General features: G+C 70.0%; 22 protein-coding genes and 2 tRNA genes. 10 read left to right on the top strand and 14 right to left on the bottom strand.

Annotated elements, in window-relative coordinates; all coding sequences use genetic code 11:
* The first annotated feature begins 6 nt into the window (after positions 1 to 6).
* Positions 7 to 279: a YfhL family 4Fe-4S dicluster ferredoxin gene (locus VO99_RS09960; protein ID WP_046112710.1), complete on the top strand. Its 273-nt coding sequence runs from the start codon at positions 7 to 9 to the stop codon at positions 277 to 279.
* 47 nt (positions 280 to 326) lie between these two features.
* Here VO99_RS09960 and VO99_RS09955 read toward each other — a convergent pair whose 3' ends face one another.
* The 8 genes from VO99_RS09955 to VO99_RS09920 form a co-directional block, all read right to left on the bottom strand.
* Positions 327 to 764: a hypothetical protein gene (locus tag VO99_RS09955; protein ID WP_046112709.1), complete on the bottom strand. Its 438-nt coding sequence runs from the start codon at positions 762 to 764 to the stop codon at positions 327 to 329.
* The gene (gene pth, locus VO99_RS09950; RefSeq protein ID WP_046112708.1) at positions 761 to 1,426 is read right to left on the bottom strand and encodes an aminoacyl-tRNA hydrolase; all 666 of its coding nucleotides are present in this window, start codon (positions 1,424 to 1,426) and stop codon (positions 761 to 763) included. The genes VO99_RS09955 and pth overlap by 4 nt, the downstream gene beginning before the upstream one ends.
* Positions 1,427 to 1,513: 87 nt before the next feature.
* Positions 1,514 to 2,155, bottom strand: a complete 642-nt coding sequence (locus VO99_RS09945; RefSeq protein WP_046112707.1) for a 50S ribosomal protein L25/general stress protein Ctc — start codon at positions 2,153 to 2,155, stop codon at positions 1,514 to 1,516.
* A 110-nt stretch (positions 2,156 to 2,265) separates the two neighbouring features.
* On the bottom strand, positions 2,266 to 3,213 hold the full coding sequence (locus VO99_RS09940; RefSeq protein ID WP_046112896.1) for a ribose-phosphate pyrophosphokinase: 948 nt from the start codon (positions 3,211 to 3,213) through the stop codon (positions 2,266 to 2,268).
* A gap of 71 nt (positions 3,214 to 3,284) precedes the next feature.
* A tRNA-Gln gene (locus VO99_RS09935) sits at positions 3,285 to 3,361 on the bottom strand.
* Positions 3,362 to 3,394: 33 nt separating this feature from the next.
* Positions 3,395 to 4,255 carry a 4-(cytidine 5'-diphospho)-2-C-methyl-D-erythritol kinase gene (ispE, locus tag VO99_RS09930; protein WP_083440493.1) on the bottom strand — a complete coding sequence of 287 codons (861 nt, stop codon included), beginning with the start codon at positions 4,253 to 4,255 and terminating at the stop codon, positions 3,395 to 3,397.
* Positions 4,252 to 4,785, bottom strand: a complete 534-nt coding sequence (locus tag VO99_RS09925; RefSeq protein WP_232315329.1) for an outer membrane lipoprotein LolB — start codon at positions 4,783 to 4,785, stop codon at positions 4,252 to 4,254. Before VO99_RS09925 ends, ispE begins: the two co-directional genes overlap by 4 nt.
* Entirely contained in the window at positions 4,782 to 6,575 is a 1,794-nt protein-coding gene (locus VO99_RS09920) for a tetratricopeptide repeat protein (RefSeq protein ID WP_046112705.1), read from the bottom strand. The genes VO99_RS09925 and VO99_RS09920 overlap by 4 nt, the downstream gene beginning before the upstream one ends.
* Positions 6,576 to 6,675: 100 nt before the next feature.
* Between VO99_RS09920 and mutM the strand changes: the two genes are divergently transcribed.
* The 3 genes from mutM (at position 6,676) to mutY (ending at position 10,991) form a co-directional block, all read left to right on the top strand.
* The gene (mutM, locus tag VO99_RS09915; RefSeq protein WP_046112704.1) at positions 6,676 to 7,509 is read left to right on the top strand and encodes a bifunctional DNA-formamidopyrimidine glycosylase/DNA-(apurinic or apyrimidinic site) lyase; all 834 of its coding nucleotides are present in this window, start codon (positions 6,676 to 6,678) and stop codon (positions 7,507 to 7,509) included.
* A gap of 102 nt (positions 7,510 to 7,611) precedes the next feature.
* Entirely contained in the window at positions 7,612 to 9,666 is a 2,055-nt protein-coding gene (locus VO99_RS09910) for a dynamin family protein (protein WP_052736235.1), read from the top strand.
* A 254-nt stretch (positions 9,667 to 9,920) separates the two neighbouring features.
* Positions 9,921 to 10,991: an A/G-specific adenine glycosylase gene (gene mutY / locus VO99_RS09905; protein WP_046112893.1), complete on the top strand. Its 1,071-nt coding sequence runs from the start codon at positions 9,921 to 9,923 to the stop codon at positions 10,989 to 10,991.
* Here the strand turns inward: mutY and VO99_RS09900 are convergent.
* The 4 genes from VO99_RS09900 to VO99_RS09885 are packed head-to-tail and all read right to left on the bottom strand — an operon-like array spanning position 10,988 to position 15,170.
* Positions 10,988 to 11,611, bottom strand: coding sequence for an LON peptidase substrate-binding domain-containing protein (locus VO99_RS09900; protein WP_046112703.1), 624 nt, complete (start codon positions 11,609 to 11,611; stop codon positions 10,988 to 10,990). The two genes, mutY and VO99_RS09900, sit on opposite strands and share 4 nt — an antisense overlap.
* Positions 11,612 to 11,615: 4 nt before the next feature.
* Complete coding sequence (rapZ, locus tag VO99_RS09895; RefSeq protein ID WP_046112702.1) at positions 11,616 to 12,518, bottom strand: RNase adapter RapZ; 903 nt, start codon at positions 12,516 to 12,518, stop codon at positions 11,616 to 11,618.
* 43 nt (positions 12,519 to 12,561) lie between these two features.
* Complete coding sequence (recN, locus tag VO99_RS09890; protein WP_046112701.1) at positions 12,562 to 14,289, bottom strand: DNA repair protein RecN; 1,728 nt, start codon at positions 14,287 to 14,289, stop codon at positions 12,562 to 12,564.
* 5 nt (positions 14,290 to 14,294) lie between these two features.
* Positions 14,295 to 15,170, bottom strand: coding sequence for an NAD kinase (locus VO99_RS09885; protein ID WP_046112700.1), 876 nt, complete (start codon positions 15,168 to 15,170; stop codon positions 14,295 to 14,297).
* A 68-nt stretch (positions 15,171 to 15,238) separates the two neighbouring features.
* Here VO99_RS09885 and hrcA point away from each other — a divergent pair, with 68 nt between their 5' ends.
* The gene (hrcA, locus tag VO99_RS09880; protein WP_046112699.1) at positions 15,239 to 16,267 is read left to right on the top strand and encodes a heat-inducible transcriptional repressor HrcA; all 1,029 of its coding nucleotides are present in this window, start codon (positions 15,239 to 15,241) and stop codon (positions 16,265 to 16,267) included.
* A 50-nt stretch (positions 16,268 to 16,317) separates the two neighbouring features.
* Positions 16,318 to 16,394, top strand: a tRNA-Ile gene (locus tag VO99_RS09875).
* A 5-nt stretch (positions 16,395 to 16,399) separates the two neighbouring features.
* On the opposite strand, the gene VO99_RS09870 is transcribed toward VO99_RS09875, so the two are convergent.
* Together VO99_RS09870 and VO99_RS09865 are read right to left on the bottom strand one after the other, a co-directional pair.
* Positions 16,400 to 17,098 (bottom strand): alpha/beta fold hydrolase, encoded by a 699-nt coding sequence (locus VO99_RS09870; protein WP_046112698.1) that lies wholly within the window; start codon positions 17,096 to 17,098, stop codon positions 16,400 to 16,402.
* Positions 17,098 to 18,360 carry a CaiB/BaiF CoA transferase family protein gene (locus VO99_RS09865; RefSeq protein ID WP_046112697.1) on the bottom strand — a complete coding sequence of 421 codons (1,263 nt, stop codon included), beginning with the start codon at positions 18,358 to 18,360 and terminating at the stop codon, positions 17,098 to 17,100. The genes VO99_RS09870 and VO99_RS09865 overlap by 1 nt, the downstream gene beginning before the upstream one ends.
* A 36-nt stretch (positions 18,361 to 18,396) precedes the next feature.
* On the opposite strand from VO99_RS09865, the gene VO99_RS09860 reads away from it, so the two are divergent.
* The 4 genes from VO99_RS09860 to ptsP all read left to right on the top strand — a co-directional run bounded on the left by VO99_RS09860 (position 18,397) and on the right by ptsP (position 21,690).
* On the top strand, positions 18,397 to 18,939 hold the full coding sequence (locus VO99_RS09860; protein ID WP_046112696.1) for a hypothetical protein: 543 nt from the start codon (positions 18,397 to 18,399) through the stop codon (positions 18,937 to 18,939).
* Between the two features lie 161 nt (positions 18,940 to 19,100).
* Complete coding sequence (locus VO99_RS09855; protein WP_046112892.1) at positions 19,101 to 19,550, top strand: PTS sugar transporter subunit IIA; 450 nt, start codon at positions 19,101 to 19,103, stop codon at positions 19,548 to 19,550.
* Positions 19,519 to 19,788, top strand: a complete 270-nt coding sequence (locus VO99_RS09850; protein WP_046112695.1) for an HPr family phosphocarrier protein — start codon at positions 19,519 to 19,521, stop codon at positions 19,786 to 19,788. The genes VO99_RS09855 and VO99_RS09850 overlap by 32 nt, the downstream gene beginning before the upstream one ends.
* Before the next feature lie 96 nt (positions 19,789 to 19,884).
* The gene (gene ptsP, locus VO99_RS09845) at positions 19,885 to 21,690 is read left to right on the top strand and encodes a phosphoenolpyruvate--protein phosphotransferase (protein WP_083440492.1); all 1,806 of its coding nucleotides are present in this window, start codon (positions 19,885 to 19,887) and stop codon (positions 21,688 to 21,690) included.
* Positions 21,691 to 21,755: the final 65 nt, after the last annotated feature.

Genomic DNA, 21,755 nt, shown 5'->3' with positions numbered 1-21,755 from the left:
TTTCCCATGGCCCTGATGATCACCGACGAGTGCATCAACTGCGATGTGTGCGAGCCCGAGTGCCCCAACCAGGCCATCTCGATGGGCGAGGCGTTCTATGTGATCGATGCCGGCCGCTGCACTGAATGCGTGGGCCATTTCGACGAGCCGCAGTGCGTGCAGGTCTGTCCGGTGGAATGCATTCCGGTCAATCCGGAGCATGTCGAGGCCAAGGAGTCGCTGTGGGCGAAATACCGGCGGCTGCAGGCGGAGGCCGCAGCGCCGGCCACACCGGGCTGAGGCGCTGACGGTCGGCGCTTGCTTGCGCCGCGCCGCCTACCTGCTGCTCAACTTGCGCCGGACGCCTGCCTGGCCGGCTTCTGCTTCTTCTGCGTGCGCTTGCTTGCCTTGGGGCCGGGCTCGCGCTGCCACTGGTGCAGCGTGGATGGCGACGGCTGCTGCTGCGGCACACCGCGGATGGCCGCCGGCACGCGAGGCAGGGCCGCCCACTCCGCCTCCTGCTCACGGCGCTCGCGGCGCAGCCGGTCCGCCAACGCCTGGTCGCGTTCAATGCTCTGCCGGGCGGCGCGCTGCTGCGCGTCGCTGCGGCTGTCGTCCAGCCTCAGCGGCGTGCCCTCTGCGCAGGGCTGCTGCGAGTACACGCGCCCCTGCGGCCCGCAGCGGTACACGGTGGTCTCGGCCGCCGCGGTGGTCGGCATCAGGTTCAAGGCGCACAGCGCGGGGATGAACAGCAACGACGACGACAGCGGCAGGCGGTTTTTCATGGCGTGTCCGTGGGCGGTGGTGCGGGGGAGGTTCCGGCCGCGGCCACCGGGCGCGGAGGCTTCGGTGGCTTGGGCCGGGGCGGCTTGGCATGCACCTTCATCATGGCGCGCTCCATCTCGCCGGCCAGCAGCAGATCCAGCGCCTCGGTGGACTTGGTCACGCAGTCGTCGATCGCCGCGCGGTCGGTGGGCGACGGCTTCTTGAGCACGTAGTTCACCACCTCCGCCTTGTGCCCCGGGTGGCCGATGCCCAGCCGCAGCCGCCAGAAGGCGGCACTGCCCAGCTGCGCGATCATGTCGCGCAGCCCGTTGTGGCCGGCGTGGCTGCCGCCCTGCTTGAGCTTCATCTGGCCGGGCAGCAGGTCCAGTTCATCGTGGGCCACCAGGATTTCTTCCGGCGCGACCTTGTAGAAGCGCGCCAGCGCCGCCACCGACTTGCCCGACAGGTTCATGTAGGTCTGCGGCTCCAGCAGCCAGACCGGCCCTTCGATGCCGGGCAGCGGCCGGTTCACCCGCGCCACCAGCCCGTGGTAGCCCCGGTCGTAGCTCAGCGTGCTGCCGAGCTTGCGGGCCACATGGTCGATCCACCAGAAGCCGGCGTTGTGGCGGGTGTCGTCGTATTCCGGGCCCGGGTTGCCCAGGCCGACAAGCAATCTGATCATCGTCGTTCCACAAAGCAGAAGCCCCGCACGGGGCGGGGCTTCGAGAGAGCCGGAACTCGGCTGAAGCGGCCCGTGGGCCGCCGCAGCTTACTTCTTGTTCTGCTTCTCGTTCTTCTTGGCGGCCTTGCCCTTGGCAGCCGGGGCCACGGCCACCGGCGTGATTTCCTCTTCCACCACCGGTGCGGCGACCGAGGCGATGGCCGGGTTCTTCTTGCCGCGCAGCACCACCTTGACGTTCTTGTCGAGCTTCAGGTCGTTGACGTGCAGCGACTGGCCCTTTTCCAGGGTGCCCAGGTCGACGGTGATGAACTCGGGCAGCTGCGAAGCCAGGCACTCGATCTCGAGTTCGGTGGCCACGTGGTTGATCAGCAGCTTGTCGGTCTTGACGGCCGGCGAGTTCTCTTCGTTGATGAAGTGCAGCGGCACCTTCTTCTTGATGCGGGTGCGCTCGTCCACGCGCTGGAAGTCCACGTGCAGCACGATCTGCTTCCACGGGTGCATCTGGAAGTCGCGCAGCAGCACCTTGTCGGTCTTGCCGGCCAGTTCCATTTCCAGGATGGACGAGTGGAACGCTTCCTTCTTCAGCGCGAAGTACAGGGCGTTGTGGTCCAGCTCGATCTGGGCCGGCTCGCCGGCGCCGTAGACGATGCCCGGCACCTTGCCGGCGATACGCAGGCGGCGGCTCGCTCCGGTCCCCTGCAGCGTGCGCTCGTAAGCGACGAATTTCATGGTTTCACTCCAAAAAAGTGAGGCACCCGCGACCAGGTGCCTGGATGGGCAGGCCATGGGGCCTGCAACGAAAAAGGCACGCGCCGGTGAGGGCCCGTGCCTGGATGGGGTCAGAAGTTGCTGTTTTGCTCGGCGAACAACGAGGTGACCGATTCGCCGTCCGAGATGCGGCGGATGGTCTCGGCGAACAGGAAGGCCACCGACAGCTGGCGAATCTTCTTGCAGGCCTGGCCGGCTTCCGACAGCGGGATCGTGTTGGTGATCACCACTTCGTCGAGCTGGGACTTCTGGATGCGGTCGATCGCCGGGCCCGAGAACACGGCGTGGGTGCAGTAGGCGTACACGCTCTTGGCGCCACGCTCCTTCAGCACCTCGGCCGCCTTCACCAGCGTGCCGGCGGTGTCGATCATGTCGTCCATGATCACGCAGTTGCGGCCGTCGATCTCACCGATGACGTGCATCACCTCGGACACGTTGGCCTTCGGGCGGCGCTTGTCGATGATGGCCAGGTCGCAGCCCAGCTGCTTGGCCAGCGCCCGTGCACGCACCACGCCGCCGACGTCGGGCGACACCACCACGAGGTCAGGGTAGCGCTTGGCCTGCACATCGGCCAGCAGCACCGGCGAGGCGTAGATGTTGTCGACCGGGATGTCGAAGAAGCCCTGGATCTGGTCGGCGTGCAGATCCATCGTGAGCACACGCTCGACGCCGACGGTTTCCAGCAGGTTGGCGACCACCTTGGCGCTGATCGGCACGCGCGTCGAGCGCGGGCGGCGATCCTGACGGGCATAGCCGAAGTAGGGAATCACGGCGGTGATGCGGCGCGCGCTGGCGCGCTTCAACGCATCCGTCATGATCAGCAGTTCCATCAGGTTCTCGTTCGTCGGTGCGCAGGTGGACTGCACGACGAAGACGTCGCGGGCGCGAACGTTCTGCTGGATCTCGACCGTGACCTCGCCATCCGAGAAGCGGCCCACGCTGGCCTTGCCGAGCTCGATGCCGAGGTGGGTGGCGATTTCCTTGGCCAGCACGGGGTTGGCGTTCCCCGTGAAGAGCATGGTGTTGAAGAGCACGGCGAACCCTGGCGGCGGCAGATGAACGAGACGGCGATCAGCGGAAGAAAGATATTTGGCAGGGGAGGAAGGACTCGAACCCTCGCATGTCGGAATCAAAATCCGATGCCTTGACCAACTTGGCGACTCCCCTACACAGGTTGCGGCTTGCGCCACAACCTTCAACTCAATCTGCCCAGGCCCGCAAAGGGTGGCTGGCCAGACTTCGGCATTCCCGTCCCACCCAACCTGCCGGAAGATCCGTCAGGTCTATCGCCGAAGGCGAGGCGTTGGTGCCTGTGTCCATTCTTGCAAAGACCGCGCTGCCTGAGCCCGTCATCCGGCTGTTGCCGAAGCGGTCTGCCAGCCACCGAGCCGCTTGGGCTACCTCGGGGCAGCGGTCTTCAGCGGGTGGCTGGAGATCATTGCGACCGAAGGCGGTATCTGCAAGTGAGCCTCGGAGTATAGACAGCTTTGTGTCCCGTGTCAGCAAGGGATGCGCAAAGATTTCTGCGGTGGCCAGGGAAGCCTGTGGCTTGACCACAACAAAGCGCTGCACAGGCACCTCGATGGGGCTCAGCTGCTCGCCAATGCCTTCGACGAAGGCGTTGTCGCCGCCCACGAAGAAGGGCACGTCGGCACCCAGCTGTGGTGCCAGCGCGAGCAGCTGCGCCCGCGACCAGCCCAGGCCCCACAGCCGATTGAGCGCCAGCAGCGTGGTGGCCGCATCGGAACTGCCGCCACCCATGCCGGCGCCCCAGGGCACCTGCTTGTCGACCGAGATGTCGACGCCCAGGCTGCAGCCGCTGCGCTGCTGGAGCAGGCGCGCGGCGCGCAGGCTCAGGTCGTCGGCGGGCAGGGCGGGGCCCAGGTCGTGGCGTTGCAGCCGGCCGTCGGCCCGGCGCTCGAAATGCAGGGTGTCGGCCCAGTCGATGAGGACGAACACCGACTGCAGCAGGTGATAGCCATCGGCGCGCCGGCCGGTGATGTGCAGGAACAGGTTGAGCTTGGCTGGCGCCGGGACGTCCAGCAACGAGACCAGGCTCACGGTGCCGACGGCTTGTCCAGCCGCACCCGCACGGTGGTGGCCGGGGCCCCGGAGCGCTCGGCCACCAGCGCACCGTCCGCATAGCGGCGCAGGTCGATCTGCCAGCCCAGCTGCTGGAAGCCCGCGTCGTTGGCATAGCTCGGCGCCGCCGGCCAAGGACGGCCACGCAGCCAGTCGATCAGCGCGGCCAGCGGCAGCGGCTCGCCCAGCATCTGCTGCGACATCGCATCCAGGCTGGGGAATTTGCGCGTGCCCTCGGTGGTGAGGAGCTCGGCCTCGCCGTCGTGCCAGCGGGCCTGGGCCAGGGTGTTGCCCAACGGGCCGCTCAGGCTCAGCTCGCCCAGGCGGGCATCGCCGCGCAGCTCGAAGGCGGCGCTCATGCTGCGCGGTTCGGCATCGCTGTCCACCGGCTGGGCCACCTGCACCGCCAGCCGGCCGCTGATGGAGGCGGCGCTGGGATCGGCCGGCGGCAGGCTGGCACAGCCGGCCAGCACGGCGGCGGACATCCAGGCAAGAAACAGTCGCTTCACAGGTTCACCTTCAGGCGGGCCAGGGTTTCGCGCAGCACCTCGTTGGTGGCGTCGCGCTGCTGGGCGTCGCGCCACAGGCGCAGGGCTTCGTCACGCTGGCCCTGGGACCACAGCACCTCGCCCAGGTGCGCGGCGATCTCGGGATCGGGGCGCGAGCTGTAGGCGCTGCGCAGCAGGCGCAGCGCCTCGGCATGGTTGCCCAGGCGGAATTCCACCCAGCCCAGGCTGTCGGTGATGAACGGATCGCCCGGCGACAGCGCCAGCGCCTTGGCGATCAGTTCACGTGCCTCGGGCAGCCGCTGGTTGCGATCGGCCAGCGCATAGCCCAGCGCGTTGTAGGCATGTGCGTGATCGGGCTTGAGCTGGATCACGCGGCGCAGCAGCTGTTCCATCTCCGCGGGGCGGTCGATCTTCTCGGCCATCATGGCCTGTTCGTACAGCAGGGTGGCGTCCTCGGGCTGGCGCGCAGTGGCCGTGGCCAGCACGTCGTGCGCCTCGCGCCAAAGCTTGACCTCGCGCAGCATCTGCGATTCGGCCAGCACCTTGGCGCGCGCATCGTCGGGCTCGCGCTCGGGGATGGCGCGGATCAGCGCGCGGGCTTCGGTCACGCGGCCCTGCCGAGCCACCAGCACCGCGCGGCGGGCCTGCACTTCCACCACACGCTGCGGGCTGTCGATCCTTGCAAGCCACGCATCGGCGGCCTTCAGGTCGCCGCGCTGCTCGGCGGCCTGGGCCAGCAGCAGCCAGGCCTGCATCAGGTCGCCATCGTCGGGCGCGGCCTCGCCTTCCGCCTCGGCCGGCGGGGCGCCGGCGGCCTGCCGCAGCGTGATGAAGCGTTCCAGCGACGCCTGGGCCTGCTGCGGCTGGCGCAGTTCCAGCTGCAGCGCGCCCAGGGTGAGCCAGGGCGCGGGCAGGTCGGGCTGCGCGCGGGTGACCACCTCCAGCTGCTTGATGGCGTCGGCATAGCGCTGGGCGCCGCTCAGCACCCGCACATAGGCCAGGCGCACGGCGGGCTCGGCCTTGGGCTGGTCCAGGTAGTTCTCGACGATGCGCTGGGCCTCGGGCTGGCCGGGCAGCAGTTCCAGCGCCAGCAGCGCCGGGCCTGGGAAGCTGGGGTCGTCCACCTGGGCGCGGCGCGCCAGGGTGAGCGCACGCGGCGTGTCGCCGGCCGCCTGCCAGGCGCGGGCCAGCGCCACGCGCGAGGCAGCGCGGGTGCCGGTGGCCTCCAGGTACGGCGCCAGCACCTGCTCGAAGAGCTCCACCACCTGCTTGCGGTCGGTGCTGCGCTGGAAGAAGCGCGGCAGCGACGAGATGAGCCCCGGCTGCTCGACCACCGGCGTCTGGGCCAGCAGCTCGCGCAGCGGCTCGGCCACCTCGGGCACGCGGTTCAGCGCCATCAGCAGCTGGACCTGGTAGCGCAGGGACTCGGCCGAGTCGGGCAGGGCGATGCGCCAGGCGCGGGCGGCGCTCAGGGCCTGGTCGCCGGCGCGGGCCTGCAGCGCGATTTCCACGGCGCGCTTGAACAGCTGCTCATCGCGTGAGCGGCGGGCAGCGTCCAGCAGCACCTGGTAGGCGGTGCCGGCCTCGCCGTTGCGCAGCTCCATCTCGCCCACCAGCAGCTGGTAGAAAAGCGGCGCATCGAGCGGTGAGTTCTGCGGGGTGGAAGCGGCGGCGGTGGCAGGCGTGGCCGCTTCGGCGGGCACCTGTGCATGGACGACGCCCGCGGCCAGCAGTGCAGCAGCGAGGGCGTGACGGGTTGCGGCACGCCACCGCGGAGAGAGGGCAAGCATCGCGACTCCTTGAGTCGAAGGATTCTAGACATGGCCGTGTCAAGGGCCGGTGAAGCACGGGCGCTCCACAATCGTTGGATGTTCACGGCCAGCAGCCTCCATGCCTGAGATGCCCGAAGTGGAAACCACGCGCCGCAGCTTTGCCGGGCGCATCGCCGGCGCGCAGGTGCGGCAGCTGGTGCTGGGCGCGCCGCTGCGCTGGCCGCTGGGGCGCGATCCGGCCGAACTGGTGGGCGCGACGGTGGGCCACACGGTGCGGCGCGGCAAGTACCTCTGGCTGCCGCTGCAGCTGCCCAGCGAGCCGGCCGGCGGCCTGCTGATGCACCTGGGCATGTCGGGATCGCTGGCCTTCCTGCCGGCGCCGGCGCGGCAGGCGGGCAAGCATGACCACTTCGAGCTGCATACCTCGCTGGGCGTGCTGCGGCTGACCGACCCGCGGCGCTTCGGCGCGGTGGTGTGGTCGCCGTCCATCGATGCCGGCATGGCGGGCAAGCTGCTGGCGACGCTGGGCCACGAGCCGTTCGACGAGGCGCTGACGCCGGCGCTGTTCCATGCCGCGCTGCAGCGGCGGCGCACGCCGATCAAGGCCGCGCTGCTGGCCGGCGACATCATCGTGGGCGCCGGCAACATCTATGCATGCGAGGCGTTGTTCGAGGCCCGCATCGACCCCCGGCTGCCGGCTGAACGCATCAGCCGCCCGCGTGCCGCGCGCCTGCTGGGCGCGGTGCGGGAGACGCTGACGCGCGCGCTGGCGCTGGGCGGCTCCACGCTTCGGGATTTTCGCGACGCCCACGGCATGGACGGGCAGTTCCAATTGCAAGCGCGTGTGTATGGCCGCGAAGGCCTGCCTTGCCCGAACTGCGGTGCGGCGGTGCGGCGCATCGTGCAGGCGCAGCGTTCCACCTTCTTCTGCGCGGTGTGCCAGAAGCGCTGAGCCCGGCGGCCTTGGGCGGTAGCAAGCGGTAGCGAAGCTGCCGCTTCGCCCATCACCCCTGCGCTAGCATCGTTCGCGAACCTGCACACCGAGCCGCCCGACATGGAGTTCACCTTCGCCCATCACCTCGATGCCCTGGCCTCCTGGCGCGAGGAGGCCGGGCGCCAGGTGCATGCCTTCGGGCAGACGCTGGGCGCCGACGACCTGCTGGACGAGGGCCTGGCCCAGGTGCTGGCCACGCTGCAGGCGCGCCTGGCCAGCGACCAGCTGGTGGTGGCCTTCGTGGCCGAGTTCTCGCGCGGGAAGTCGGAGCTGATCAACGCCATCTTCTTCGCCGACACCGGCCGCCGCATGCTGCCGGCCACGCCCGGCCGCACGACGATGTGCCCGGTGGAGCTGGGCCATGACGATGCGCTGCCGCCGCTGCTGGCGCTGCTGCCGATCGAGACCCGGCTGGAAGCCGCGCCGCTGGCGGTGCTGCGCACCCAGTCCGCCCGCTGGAAGCGGCTGCGCCTGGACACCAGCCAGCCCGAGCAGGTGGCGCAGGCCCTGCAGGAGCTCACCCGCACGAAGGCGGTGTCGCTGGAAGAAGCGCGGGCCCTGGGCCTGGCGCCCCAGGCACCGGACGCCGCCGACGGTGGCAGCGGGCCCCGCCTGCGGCCCGACGGCCTGGTGGACATCCCCGCCTGGCGGCATGCGGTCGTCAACTATCCGCATCCGCTGCTGCGCCGCGGCCTGGTGGTGCTGGACACGCCGGGCCTGAATGCCGTGGGCGCGGAACCGGAGCTGACGCTCTCTCTGCTGCCCACCGCGCATGCCATCGTCTTCGTGGTGGCGGCCGACACCGGGGTCACGCAGTCGGAGCTGGCGGTGTGGCATGAGCACCTGGGCGGCCACGGCCCGGCCCGCTACGTGGTGCTGAACAAGGTGGACACCCTGGCCGATCCGCTGCTGCCCGAGGCCGAGGTGCAGGCGCAGATCACGCGCCAATGCGCCGGCGTGGCCAGCACGCTGGGCGTGCCGGAGGCGGCGGTCTATCCGATCTCTGCCCGCCAGGCGCTGGTGGCCCGGGTGCGCCAGGGCGCGCTCGCGGATGCGGCCAGCAGCCATGCCGGCGGCCTGGCGGCGCTGGAGGATGCGCTGGTGTCGCAGCTGCTGCCACGCCGCCGCCAGGTGCTGTCGGAACTGCTGCTGGGCGGCACCGCCACGGTGGAGGCGCAGGCCACGCGCCGGGTGGCGGACCAGCGCCGGCAGATCCACGAGCAGCTCTCCGAACTGCGCGAGGTGCGCGGCAAGAGCGCGGCCAAGGTGCAGTGGACGCTGGAGCGGCTGGACACCGAAGCGCAGGAATTCGAGCGCTGCACCTCGCGGCTGGCCGCCCTGCGCTCGGTGCAGTCGCGCCTGGTGGGCGATGCCCTGCAGCTGCTGTCGGCCGAGCAATTGCGCACCGAGGTCCAGCAGATGCAGCGCGAATCCACCGGCCGCATGCTGAACCTGCGGGCGCGCAAGGCGTTCTCCGCGTTGTGCGGGCGGCTGCGTGCGCTGCTGCAGCGCGCCGGCGGGCTGGGCACCGAGGTGCAGGCCATGCTGACGGCCAGCTACCAGCAGCTGAACACCGACTTCGGCTTCGCGCTGGCACCGGGCGCGGCGCCGGCGCCGGCCCGTGCGCTGTCGGAGATCGACCTGATCGAGCGCAACTACGGCCGCTACCTGGGCCTGCCGTATGCGCTGCGGCTGGGCGACGAGCGGCAGATGGAGCAGTTCCTGCGCATGCTGTTGTCCAAGCTGGAGGTGATCTTCGAGCACCAGGCGCATGAGCTGGAGCGGTGGAGCCAGATCGTCACCGTGCAGGTGGACGTGCAGCTGCGTGACCGCCGCCGGGCCTTCGAGCGCCGCCGCGACACGCTCACCCGCGCCCACAGCGCCGCCGGCGAGCTGGCCGGCCGCATTGCCGAGCTGGAGGCGCAGCACCGCCACTGGGAGCGGCTGGGCGAGCAGGTGCATGCGCAGGCGATGGCGCTGCGTTCGCTGGCGCTGCGCAGCGCGGCCACGGTGGACATTCCGCTGAGCTTTCCCGCGCCGGAGCGGCAGGAGCCCGCGCCACTGACACTGGTGCATTCCGCGGCCGCCGGCCGCAGCCGCCAGGGCGCCGGCTGAGAACCTGTGAACGAACCACTCACGCCCGCTTAACGCGCCCTGACGACCCGGCTCGTCGTTGCAAATGCTCGCCATAGCCCGAGCTATGGCTGCGCTTTGCGCCTGGATCCAGGCCGCCCTGTCGCGCCGCTCGGTCGCGACCGGTTCGCTCACAGGTTCTGAGCGGTGCCACCGTGCCAGCGGCCTGCGTGTCGGATGATGCGCGGATGAATGCCGACGCCGTTTCCTCCGCTGAACCCGTTGCCGCCGCCTGCATGCCGCCCGCCCCGCCCACCGAAGCCGCCACGCCCGGCGTGGCCGAGCGGGTCGTCGGCTGGCAGCTCACCCACGGCCGGCACGGGCTGCCCTGGCAGGGCACGCGCGACGCCTACCGCGTGTGGCTGTCGGAAATCATGCTGCAGCAGACGCAGGTGTCCACGGTGCTGGCTTACTACCCGCGCTTCCTGCAGCGCTTTCCCGACGTCGCCGCGCTGGCCGCCGCGCCGCTCGATGATGTGCTGGCACTGTGGAGCGGCCTGGGCTACTACCGCCGCGCCCGCAACCTGCACCGCTGCGCGCAGGCCGTGATGGCCGAGCACGGCGGCGCCTTCCCGCGCAGCAGCGCGGTGCTGGCCACGCTGCCGGGCATCGGCCGTTCGACCGCGGCGGCCATCGCCGCCTTCTGCTTCGGTGAGCGGGCCGCCATCCTGGACGGCAACGTCAAGCGGGTGCTGACGCGCGCGCTGGGCTTCGGCGGCGACCTGGCCGTGGCCGCACAGGAACGCCAGCTGTGGCAGCAGGCCGAGGCGCTGCTGCCCGCCCAGGGCATCGAGGCCTACACCCAGGGCCTGATGGACCTGGGCGCCACCGTATGCACCGTGCGACGGCCACAGTGCCTGCTGTGCCCGCTGCAGCCCGTGTGCGTGGCCCGGCGCGAAGGCCAGCCGGAGCGCTATCCGGTGAAGACCCGCAAGCTCAAGCGCGGCGCCCGCAGCAATGCGCTGCTGTGGCTGCAGCAGGCCGACCGCGTGTGGCTGGTGCAGCGGCCGGACACCGGTGTGTGGGCCGGCCTGTGGAGCCTGCCGCCCTTCGACGACCTGGCCGAGCCGAGGCGCCTGAGCGCCAGCTGGCCGGGCGTGGCCACCACGCTGCCGCCCTTCGAGCATGTGCTGACGCATTTCGACTGGGCGCTGCAGCCGCTGCACCACCGGCTGCCCGACGCCCTGCAGGGCCCGGCGCTGCAGGCGGTGGAAGCGACGCTGCCCGCCGGCCGCTGGTTCACGCTGGACGAGGCGATGGCGCTGGGCCTGCCGGCGCCGATCCGCAAGCTGCTGGGGAGTGCCTAGCCGCCGATCACGCCCTGGTCGCGCAGGAATTCGTCCACCAGCTTCAGGCGCGCCAGCGGGTCGTCCAGCGCCATCAGCTTCTGCTTGGCAGCCAGGCTGATGGGCAGGATCTCGCACCAACGGTTGGCCACCCAGCCGGCGTCCGAAAAACGATAGGGCGGGATGAAGGGCTCGGCGCCTTCGCGCCGCATGGCCTCGATGGCTTCGCGCAGCGACTGCACCGTGTCGTCCATCTCGTCCGGCGGCAAGGCCAGCTCGTCGGCCGGCAGCAGCGCCACGTCCGCCAGCCAGAGGCCGTCGGGCTGGCGGCGCGGGTTCTGCAGCGCAAAGCGCTCGCGGCCGCTGCAGCGGATGTGCAGGATGCCGGCCTGCTCGGCGTCCACCTCGTCGATGTGCGCCTGCACGCCGATGTCGTGGAAGCGCACCGGGGCCGGGTTGCCGTCCTGGTCCTTGCGCTGCATCTCGCCGCCGGCCTGCAGGCACACCACGCCGAAGGGGCGCTGCTGGCGCAGGCAGTCGCCCACCATGTCCAGGTAGCGTGCCTCGAACACCTTGAGGTTCAGCCGGCCGCCGGGAAACAGCACCGTCTGCAGCGGGAACAGCGGCAGCTCGGTGCTCATGTCATCACTCCCGTGCGTCCAGTTCGCGGTGGCGCAGCAACGTGGCGCTGCGCTGGCGGAAGCGGCGCGCCAGCTGCTCGGCCAGGTAGACGGAGCGGTGCTGGCCGCCAGTGCAGCCGATGGCCACGGTGAGGTAGCTGCGCTGGTCGTCCTCGAAGGAGGGCAGCCAGCGGCTGATGAAGTCGCCGATCTGCGTCAGCATCTCCGGCACCTCGGGCTGCGCCTCGAGGTAGGCAGCCACGCCGGCGTCGCGGCCGGTGAAGGGCCGCAGCTCGCGGATGTAGAACGGATTGGGCAGTACCCGCACGTCGAACACGAAGTCGGCGTCCAGGGGCACGCCGTGCTTGAAGGCGAAGCTCTCGAACACCAGCGTCAGCCCGCCGTGCGGCGCGCCCACCAGGTCGCGCAGCCACAGCCGCAATTGCGCCGGGCGCAGCTGGCTGGTGTCGATCACGGTGGACACCTCGCGCAGCTCGGCCAGCAGCTCGCGCTCCAGCTCGATGGCATCGACCAGCGCCCGGCGGCCATCGCCGGCGGGGTCTTCCTGTGCGCCTTCGGCCGCGCGCACCGGCGCCGGCCTGGTGGACAGCGGATGCGGCCGCCGGCTTTCGGAGAAGCGGCGCACCAGCGCATCGGTGCTGGCATCGAGGAACAGCGAGCGGATCGCCACGCCTTCGCCCCGCAGCCGGTCGATCAGCGGCAGCAGGTGCGGCAGCGAGCCGGCGCTGCGCACGTCCACCGCGATGGCCACGCGGCGGTCGGAGCGGTCGCGCTCGATGCGCAGGAAGTCCGGCAGCAGCTCGGGCGGCAGGTTGTCGATGCAGAAGTAGCCGGCGTCCTCCAGTGCATGCAGCGCCACCGACTTGCCGGAGCCGGAAATGCCGGTGACCAGCACCACCTCGCGCATGGCGTCGGACGGCGTGGGCAGGTCAGTACGGGTGGGGGTGATGTCAGGCACGGGAGCGCTTGCGAGAGGGCTTGCCGGAAGCGGCTGTTACATCATCGGCGACAACGGCCGGCTTTGCTGCCTCCGCCAGCAATTGCTCGGCATGCGCCAGGCTGGTGGCCAGCCTCTCGCCGCCCAGCATGCGGGCGACCTCGCTGACCCGTGCCTCGCCGGCCACCGGCTGCACGTCGCTGGTGGTGATGCCGCGCTGCGCCGCCTTGGAGACGACGAAGTGATGGTCGGCGCAGGCGGCCACCTGGGCCAGGTGCGTCACCGCCATCACCTGGCGGCGCTGGCCGAGCTGCTTCATCAGCCGGCCCACGGTGTCGGCCACGGCACCGCCGACGCCGGCATCGATCTCGTCGAAGATCAGCGTGCCGGCCCCTTCCTCGTCGCGCGCGGCGGTGGTGACGGCAATGGCCAGCGCCAGCCGCGACAGCTCCCCGCCCGAGGCCACCTTGGCCAGCGCCCGCGGCGTGCTGCCGGCATGGCCCGCCACGCGGAACTCCACGGTTTCAAGGCCGTAGGACTGCGGTGCTTCCTGCGGCAGCAGCGCCACCTCGAAGCGGCCACCGCCCATGCCCAGCTGCTGCATCGCCCGCGTGACGGCCTCGCCCAGCGGGCCGGCGGCAGCGGTGCGCGCCTGCGTCACACGCCTGGCTTCCTGCTGGTAGCGGCGCTGGGCGTCGGCATGGGCCTTCTGCAGCGCATCCAGGTCGGCAGCGGCGTCCAGCGCGGTCAGCTCTGCGCGCCATTGCGCCAGCACCGCCGGCAGCTCGGCCGGCGTGCGGCGGTAGCGGCGGGCCAGGCTCATCCAGGCGCCCAGGCGGGCGTCAAGTTCTTCCAGCCGCTGCGGATCAACCTCGGTGTGGCCGAGGTAGCCGTGCAGCGTGTGCGCGGCGTCCTCCAGCTGGGCCTGCGCACTGCGCAGCACCTCCATCACCTCGGCCAGGCGGGCGTCGTGGTGCACCACGTCGCCCAGCGCATCCAGCGCGCGGGAGGTGAGGGTGTCGGCATTGGTGTCGGCCTCGGCCACGGCATCCAGCGCCAGGCGGGCGGCGTCGAGCAGTGCCTGCGCATGAGAGGCGCGCTGGTGCTCGGCGTTCAGCTCCTCCCATTCGTCGTCGGCGGGTGCCAGCTTGTCCAGCTCGCCAATCTGCCAGGCCAGGCGTTCACGCTCGCGCTCGATGCTGTCGCGCTGGGCGCTGGCGGCTTCCAGCGCTTCGGCGGCGCCGCGCATGTCGCCCCAGGCGGCGGTCAGCGGCTGCAGGTCGATGCCGGCCTGCGCGTCTAGCAGCGCGCGCACGGCGGCCGGCCGCGTCAGGCTCTGCCAGGCATGCTGCCCGTGGATGTCGAGCAGGTGCTCGGCCGCCTCGCGCAGCTGGGCCAGCGTCGCGGCATTGCCGTTGACCCACGCGCGGCTCTTGCCCTGGGCGTCGATCACGCGGCGCAGCAGCAGCACGCCGTCGTCGGCGCCTGCGTCGAAGCCGGCCTCGGCCAGCCAGCCGGCCAGCGTGGGCGGCATGTCGAATTCGGCGGTGATGTCGGCGCGGGCGGCGCCTTCGCGCACCACGCCGGCGTCGCCGCGGCTGCCCAGCGCCAGCTGCAGCGCGTCGATCAGGATGGACTTGCCGGCGCCGGTTTCCCCGGTGAGCACGGAAAAGCCCGGCTGGAGGTCGATCTCCAGCACGGGAACGATGACGAAATCGCGCAGGGCCAGGCGGCGCAGCATCGGTGTCAAACCCCTTCGTACCAGCGCAGCTTGCGCCGCAGCGTGGCGTAGTAACTCCATCCGCGCGGGTGCAGGAACCGCACCTTGTGCGCCGAACGCTGCACGCGTACCTCGTCGCCGTGCAGCAGGCTGGTCAGGCTGTGCATGTCGAAGTTGGCCGAGGCGTCGCGGCCGGCAACGATCTCCACCGTGATCTCGGCCGCATCGGGCAGCACGATCGGCCGGTTCGACAGCGTGTGCGAGGCGATGGGCACCAGCACCCAGCCCGCGATACCCGGGTGCAGGATCGGCCCGCCGGCCGACAGCGCATAGGCGGTGGAGCCGGTGGGCGAGGCGATGATCAACCCGTCGGCCCGCATGTTGGCCACGAACTCGTCGCCGATGTGGATGCGCAGCTCCACCATGCTGGCGGTGGCGCCGCGGCTGACCACCACGTCGTTGAGCGACATGCTCTCGAAGATCGGCCGGCCGTCGCGCCACACGCCGCCGCCCAGCATGCTGCGGTGCTCTTCCTCGTAGTCGCCATCCAGCATCGGCGCCAGCGCCTCGCGGAACTGGCCCACGGTGATGTCGGTGATGAAGCCCAGCCGCCCCTGGTTGATGCCCACCAGCGGGATGTTGTGGCGCGCCAGCTCGCGGGCGATGCCCAGCATCGTGCCGTCGCCGCCCACGACCACGGCCAGGTCGCACTTCTGGCCCATCTCGGCGGGCGTGAGCGCGCCGTACTCGGCGGCCATGCCGGTGTTGTTGGCGGTGGCGCGCTCCATCGAGACCTCGAGCCCGCGGCTCATCAGGAACTGCGCGATCTCCTCCAGCAGCGCACGCATGCCCTGGGCCTGGAATTTGCCCACGATGGCGGCGTGTCGGAAGCGGTTGCCCATGGCGAAGGATTACACCATCACCGCATGGCAGCCTCGGGGCGAAGGCCTCTTCCGTACAATGAAAAACCATGCTCGACGAGCGCGCCAAAACCCTGCTGAAGACCCTGGTCGAACGCTACATCGCCGACGGCCAGCCGGTGGGTTCCCGCACGTTGTCGAAAGCCTCGGGCCTGGACCTGTCGCCTGCCACCATCCGCAACGTGATGGCCGACCTGGAAGAGCTGGGCCTGATCGCCAGCCCGCACACCAGCGCAGGCCGCATCCCCACCGCACGCGGCTACCGGCTGTTTGTCGACACCATGCTTACCGCGCGGCCTTTCGGCGCGGCCGACATGCCGGCCGACATGGCTGCCGCCGGCGGCCACCTGCAGCCTGACCAGCCGCAGCGCGTGATCGCGACGGCGGCGCACATGCTGTCCAACCTGTCGAATTTCGTGGGCGTGGTCACGGCGCCGCGCAAGACCAGCGTCTTCCACCACATCGAGTTTCTTCGGCTGGGCGAGCGGCGCGTGCTGCTGATCCTGGTGGCCCCCGACGGCGACGTGCAGAACCGGGTGATCTTCACCGCGCGTGACTACACGCAGAGCGAGCTGGTGGAGGCCACCAACTTCCTCAACGCCCACTACGCCGGGTTGACGATCGACGGCGTGCGTGAGCGCCTGAAGCGCGAGATCGAGGCGCTGCGCGGCGACATTGCCACGCTGATGCAGGCTGCGGTGCAGGCCGGCGGCGAGGCGCTGGAAGAGAGCGAAGACCAGGTGGTCGTCAGCGGCGAGCGCAACCTGCTGGCGGTGCAGGACTTCAACGACATGGGCTCGTTGCGCAAGATGTTCGACCTGTTCGAGCAGAAGACGCAGCTGATGCGCCTGCTGGACGTCAGCAGCCGCGCCGAGGGCGTGCGCATCTACATCGGTGGCGAAAGCCGCGTGGTGCCGTTCGAGGAGCTGTCGGTGGTGAGCGCGCCCTACGAGGTGGACGGCCAGGTGGTGGGCACCCTCGGCGTCATCGGCCCCACCCGCATGGCCTACGACCGCATGATCCAGATCGTCGACATCACCTCGCGGCTGGTGACCAACGCGCTGTCGCAGCCGCGCTGAGCCCCGCATGGCGGGCGACGCGCCTGCCTACAATGCGCCGCTTCCCCCGGGGGCCGTTAGCTCAGTTGGTTAGAGCAGAGGACTCATAATCCTTTGGTCGTTGGTTCAAGTCCAACACGGCCTACCACCGCGCTAGCTGCGCACCGCCAGCAGCGCCGCCAGCAGTTGATCCGGCGCACTCACCATCGGATCGTGGCCGGTGGGTATCTCCACCACCTTCCAGCCCGCCGCTTTGCGCACACGCTGGCGCATCAGGTCGATCGTCGGCAGCGCGGGCGATGTGCAATCGATGAAGGTGCGCGGCAGCGCCGCGATGCGTTGCGCGTCGAAGTGCAGCGGGTCGTCGTAGACGCCGCCCGGCTGCGGCGTCTGCCGCCGGGCCACCCAGGCCGCGTCGCCGCCAGTCAATCCGAAGGCTGCCGGGTCCGCCGGCGCGATGGCGCCGGTGGCCGCGATGGCCGCCCGGCGCGCAGCCTGGGTCTCTGCACTGTGTCCGCTGGACCAGCTCTCGCCGGGCTCGGGCACCACCGCGTCCAGATAGACCAGGTGCGACATCCGATGCGCCAGCCGGTCGGCCACCGCGGTGATCACGATGCCGCCATAGCTGTGGCCCACGAGCACCGCGCCCTGCAGTTCCTCGGCTTCGATCACCGTGCACACGTCGTCCGCATGCGTCTTCAGGTCGATGTCGCGGCGGAACTGGTGGGCCCGCTCGCCCACGCCTGTCAGCGACACCGCGAAGGCCCGATGCCCGGCAGCCCATAGCCCCGGAAGCACCCGCTTCCAGCACCAAGCGCCGTGCCAGGCGCCATGCACCAGCACGTAGTCCATCAGATCGCTCCCGATTCGCGCAGCGCCGCGCACTCTTCCGCTGACAGGCCAAACTCCGCCAGAACGTGCTGCGTGTGCTCACCCAGCAGCGGCGGTGCCCGGCGCAGCGTGGGCGGCGTGGCCGACATCTTCATCGGGCTGGCCACCAGCCGCAGCGCATCGGTGTGCGGATGCGCCACCTGCGTCACCATGCCCCGGGCCAGCACGTGCGGGTCGGCGAACACCTCGGCCAGGTCGTTAATCGCGCCGCACGGTACCTTGGCCGCCTCCAGCGCGCTCAGCCAGTCCTGCTTGGCGCGCGTGCGCAGCACCTCGGCCAGCATCGGCACCAGCGACTCGCGGTAACGCACGCGGTCCGCGTTCTTGATGAACCGTGGGTCGGCGGCCAGCTCGGGCAGGCCGGCCACCTGGCAGAACTTGGCGAACTGGCTGTCGTTGCCCACCGCCAGGATCAGGTGCCCGTCGGCCGCCTCGAACACCTGGTACGGCACGATGTTCTGGTGGGCATTGCCGGCCCGCTTCGGTGCCACGCCGCTGGCCAGGTAGTTGGCGCCCATGTTGGCCAGCATCGCCACCTGGGTGTCGAGCAGCGCCATGTCGATCGCCTGGCCTTCGCCCGTGGCGTCGCGGTGGCGCAGCGCCGCCAGGATCGCCACCGTGGCGTACATCCCGGTGAACAGGTCGGCCACCGCAACGCCCACTTTCTGCGGGCCGCCGCCGGGCAGGTCGTCGCGCTCGCCGGTAATGCTCATCAGGCCGCCCAGGCCCTGGATGGCGTAGTCGTAGCCAGCGCGCTCGCTGTATGGGCCGGTCTGGCCGAAGCCGGTGACGGAGCAGTACACCAGCCGCGGGTTCAGCTGCAGCAGCGTGGCCGAATCCAGCCCGTAGCGGGCCATGTCGCCCACCTTGTAGTTCTCGACGAAAACGTCGCAATCGGCCACCAGCCGCCGCACCAGCGCCTGCCCGGCGGCCGAGGCGATGTCGATGGTGATCGAGCGCTTGTTGCGGTTGGCGCCCAGGTAGTAGGCGGCTTCGGCGGTGTCCTGGCCTTCGCGGTCCTTCAGGAAGGGCGGACCCCAACCGCGGGTGTCGTCGCCGCCCGGGTGGCGATCGCCGGGCGGGCGCTCCACCTTGATCACGTCGGCGCCCAGGTCGGCCAGCGTCTGAGTGCACCAGGGGCCGGCCAGCACGCGGGACAGATCGAGCACGCGCACGCCGTTGAGCGCGCCGGCCGGGGCAGGAGAAGGAACAGCTTGGGTCATGGCCTGATGCTAAGCGGCCACCCGGGATAATGTGCCGTGACCTTCCTCCGTTCCTCCCTGCGCCTGGCGGCCGCGCCGCTGGCTGCCGCCGTGGTGCTGGCGGCTTGTTCCCCCTCGCTGAACTGGCGGCAGTGGCGCCCGGAGGGCGCGCCCTTGCTCACCCTGTTTCCCTGCAAGCCCAGCGGGCCGACCCGCAACGTGCCGCTGGCGGGCGCGCCGTCTGCGGTCACCGTGGTGTCGTGTGATGCGCAGGGCATGACCTTCGGCCTCACCTTCGCCGACGTCGGTGATCCGGCTCGGGTGGGCCCTGCGCTGGAGGCGTTGGCGTCCGTCGCGGCAGGCAACGTCGGTGCGCCGGTGCCTGCCGCGCCGGCGTCGGCTGCCTTGCCAGGCGCCACGCCGAATCCTCGCGCCGGCCGTCTGAGCCTGGCCGGCCGCCGACCGGATGGCGGAACCATCCAGGTGCAGCTGGTGCTTTTTGCGCATGGCACGCAGGTATTCCAAGCGACGGTGCTGGGCAGCCGGCTGGATGCGGAAGCGGTGGATACCTTCTTCGGCGCGCTGCAGCTCGGCGGCTGAAGGCGGCCTGGCGAATGTCGGCGATGCGCAGGCCGCCAGCGTTTCCAAAGATCCTGTGCCGCCCCCACGTGGCTAAGCCGCCTCGGTCCCCCTTGTCTTGACGGGTTTGCACCTAGCCTGATGGTGCTCAGTGCAATCCCGAGTACGCTCCACCCCCCATGATTCCCGGTCTCGTCATCCTCGCCCACGCGCCGCTGGCCTCCGCGCTGCGCGCCGTGGCGCAGCACACTTTCCCGGAGTGCGCCGCCCGCATCGAGGTCGTCGACGTGACTCCCGACATGTCACCGGATGAGGCGGAAGGCCTCGCACGGGCGGCACTGGCCCGGGCGCGCACGCCGCAGGCCCTGATCTTCACCGACGTCTTCGGGGCAACGCCTTGCAACGTGGCCCAGAAGCTGTCCGACGGCGTCCAGGTCCGGGTGGTTACCGGCGTCAACGTCCCCATGCTGTGGCGCACGCTCTGCTACGGGGAAGAGCCGCTGGAGAACCTCGTCACGCGCGCCCTGGCAGGCGCGACGCAGGGTGTGATGCCGGTGGGAAACACCCGTCCGCAGAACCAGGCTCATCCAACCCACTCAGATGCTCAAGACCAAGCTCATCATCAGCAATAAGCTGGGCCTTCACGCCCGTGCTTCGGCCAAGCTCACCAAGCTGGCCGGCAGCTTTGCCAGCGAAGTCTTTCTTTCCCGCAACGGCCGACGCGTCAACGCCAAGAGCATCATGGGCGTGATGATGCTGGCCGCCGGCATGGGCGCCGAACTGGAGCTGGATGTGGAAGGCCCCGACGAACAGCAGGCCGTCGACGCCATCACGGCGCTGGTCGACGACAAGTTCGGCGAGGGTCAGTAAGCGCTTCCCGTGCGCCTACGGCGCGGCATTGGCCGCGACTTCGCCCCCCGGGCTGATACCAGCTTCGCCTGGCATGGCCGCTGCTACATTCGTTGAATGAGCATCCAGGTGTTCGGTTTGCCGGTATCCCGAGGCGTTGCCATCGGGCGCGCGGTGTTGGTGGCGTCGAGTCGCATCGACGTCGCCCACTACTTCATCGAAGCTTCGCAGGCCGATGCGGAGGTCGAGCGCCTGCGCGTCGCGCGCGACCAGGTCGCCGCCGAACTCACCGCGTTGCAGCGCGATCTGCCGCCGGATGCGCCGGCCGAGCTTTCCGCCCTGCTCGACGTGCACCTCATGTTGCTGCACGACGACATGCTGGCGTCCGCCACCAAGCACTGGGTGCGCGAGCGGCACTACAACGCTGAATGGGCGGTTTCCGCCCAGCTCGAGGTACTGGCCCGCCAGTTCGATGAGATGGAGGACGACTACCTCCGTGAGCGCAAGGCGGACATGGAGCAGGTCACGGAGCGCGTGCTTCGTGCGCTGGCCCGCAAGAGTGCGTCCGGCGTCGTCGCGCCGCCACAGGGCGTGCGTGATTTCGGCGGCGAGGATCCGCTTGTGCTGGTGGCCAGCGACATCGCGCCTGCGGACATGCTGCAGTTCCGCCGCAGTGTCTTCACCGGCTTCGTCACCGATGTCGGTGGCAAGACCTCGCACACCGCCATCGTTGCCCGCAGCATGGACATTCCGGCCGTCGTCGGCGCCCGGGAGGCCAGCCGTCTCATCCGTCAGGACGACTGGGTGGTGATCGACGGCGACAACGGTGTCGTCATCGTCGACCCGTCTCCGATCGTTCTGGAGGAGTACCGCTTCCGGCAGCGCCAGAGCGAGCTGGAGCGTGCCCGGCTGCACCGGCTGCGTCACACGCCGGCGGTCACGCTGGACGGCCAGGCCATCGACCTTCTCGCCAACATCGAGCTGCCGAGCGACGCTGCGGCCGCCGTCGAGGCGGGTGCCGTCGGCGTCGGCCTGTTCCGCAGCGAGTTCCTGTTCATGAATCGCGCTCCGAACGACCTGCCCGGCGAGGACGAGCAGTACGAGGCCTACCGCGATGCCGTGCTCGGCATGAACGGGCTGCCCGTGACCATCCGCACCGTCGACATTGGCGCCGACAAGCCCATCGAGCGCATGAGCGTCAACGAACTGCGGCATGAGCACGTGCTGAACCCCGCCCTCGGCCTGCGCGCCATCCGCTGGAGCCTTGCGGAGCCCGCCATGTTCCGCCAGCAGTTGCGCGCCATCCTGCGCGCAAGTGCACACGGCAAGGTGAGGCTCCTCATTCCCATGGTCGCCCACCTGTCTGAAATCCGGCAGACGTTCGAGTCCATTGCACGCGCAAAGCAACAGCTCACCGATGCCGGCAAGCCGTTCGTTGATGTCGAAGTCGGCGCGATGATTGAAGTGCCCGCGGCGGCGCTGATGCTCAAGCGCTTCCTGAAGTACTTTGACTTCGTGTCGATCGGCACCAACGACCTCATCCAGTACACCCTGGCCATCGACCGAGCCGACGAGCACGTGTCTCACTTGTACGACCCTTGGCATCCCGCGGTGCTGAAGCTGGTGGCGGACAGCATTGCCATCGCCAACGCGGCCGGCAAGGATGTGAGCGTCTGCGGCGAAATGGCCGGTGACGTCGCCTTCACGGAGCTGTTGCTGGGCATGGGTCTGCGCAGCCTGTCGATGCACCCTGCGCAGATCGCCTCCGTGAAGCACAGGGTTCTCCGCGCAGACACACGCCGCTTGGCAGCTGGGCTGGACGCGGTGCTCCATGCTGACGATCCCATGCAGGCGGCACAGGAGGCGTTCAAGCGCGTCGAGGTCGCTGCCGTGCCGCCTACCGTGTCGCTGCCGCTGCAGTAGGTTTCTGAAAGCTCAACGCAAAAAGTTGACCGCTTCAAAAATCCCATGCTATAGTGCAAGGCTTC

This window comes from Aquincola tertiaricarbonis (assembly GCF_000969605.1).
GTDB lineage: Bacteria > Pseudomonadota > Gammaproteobacteria > Burkholderiales > Burkholderiaceae_C > Aquincola > Aquincola tertiaricarbonis.
Note: the sequence above shows the minus strand (reverse complement) of the source record. Positions and strands in the feature narration are given on the sequence as shown.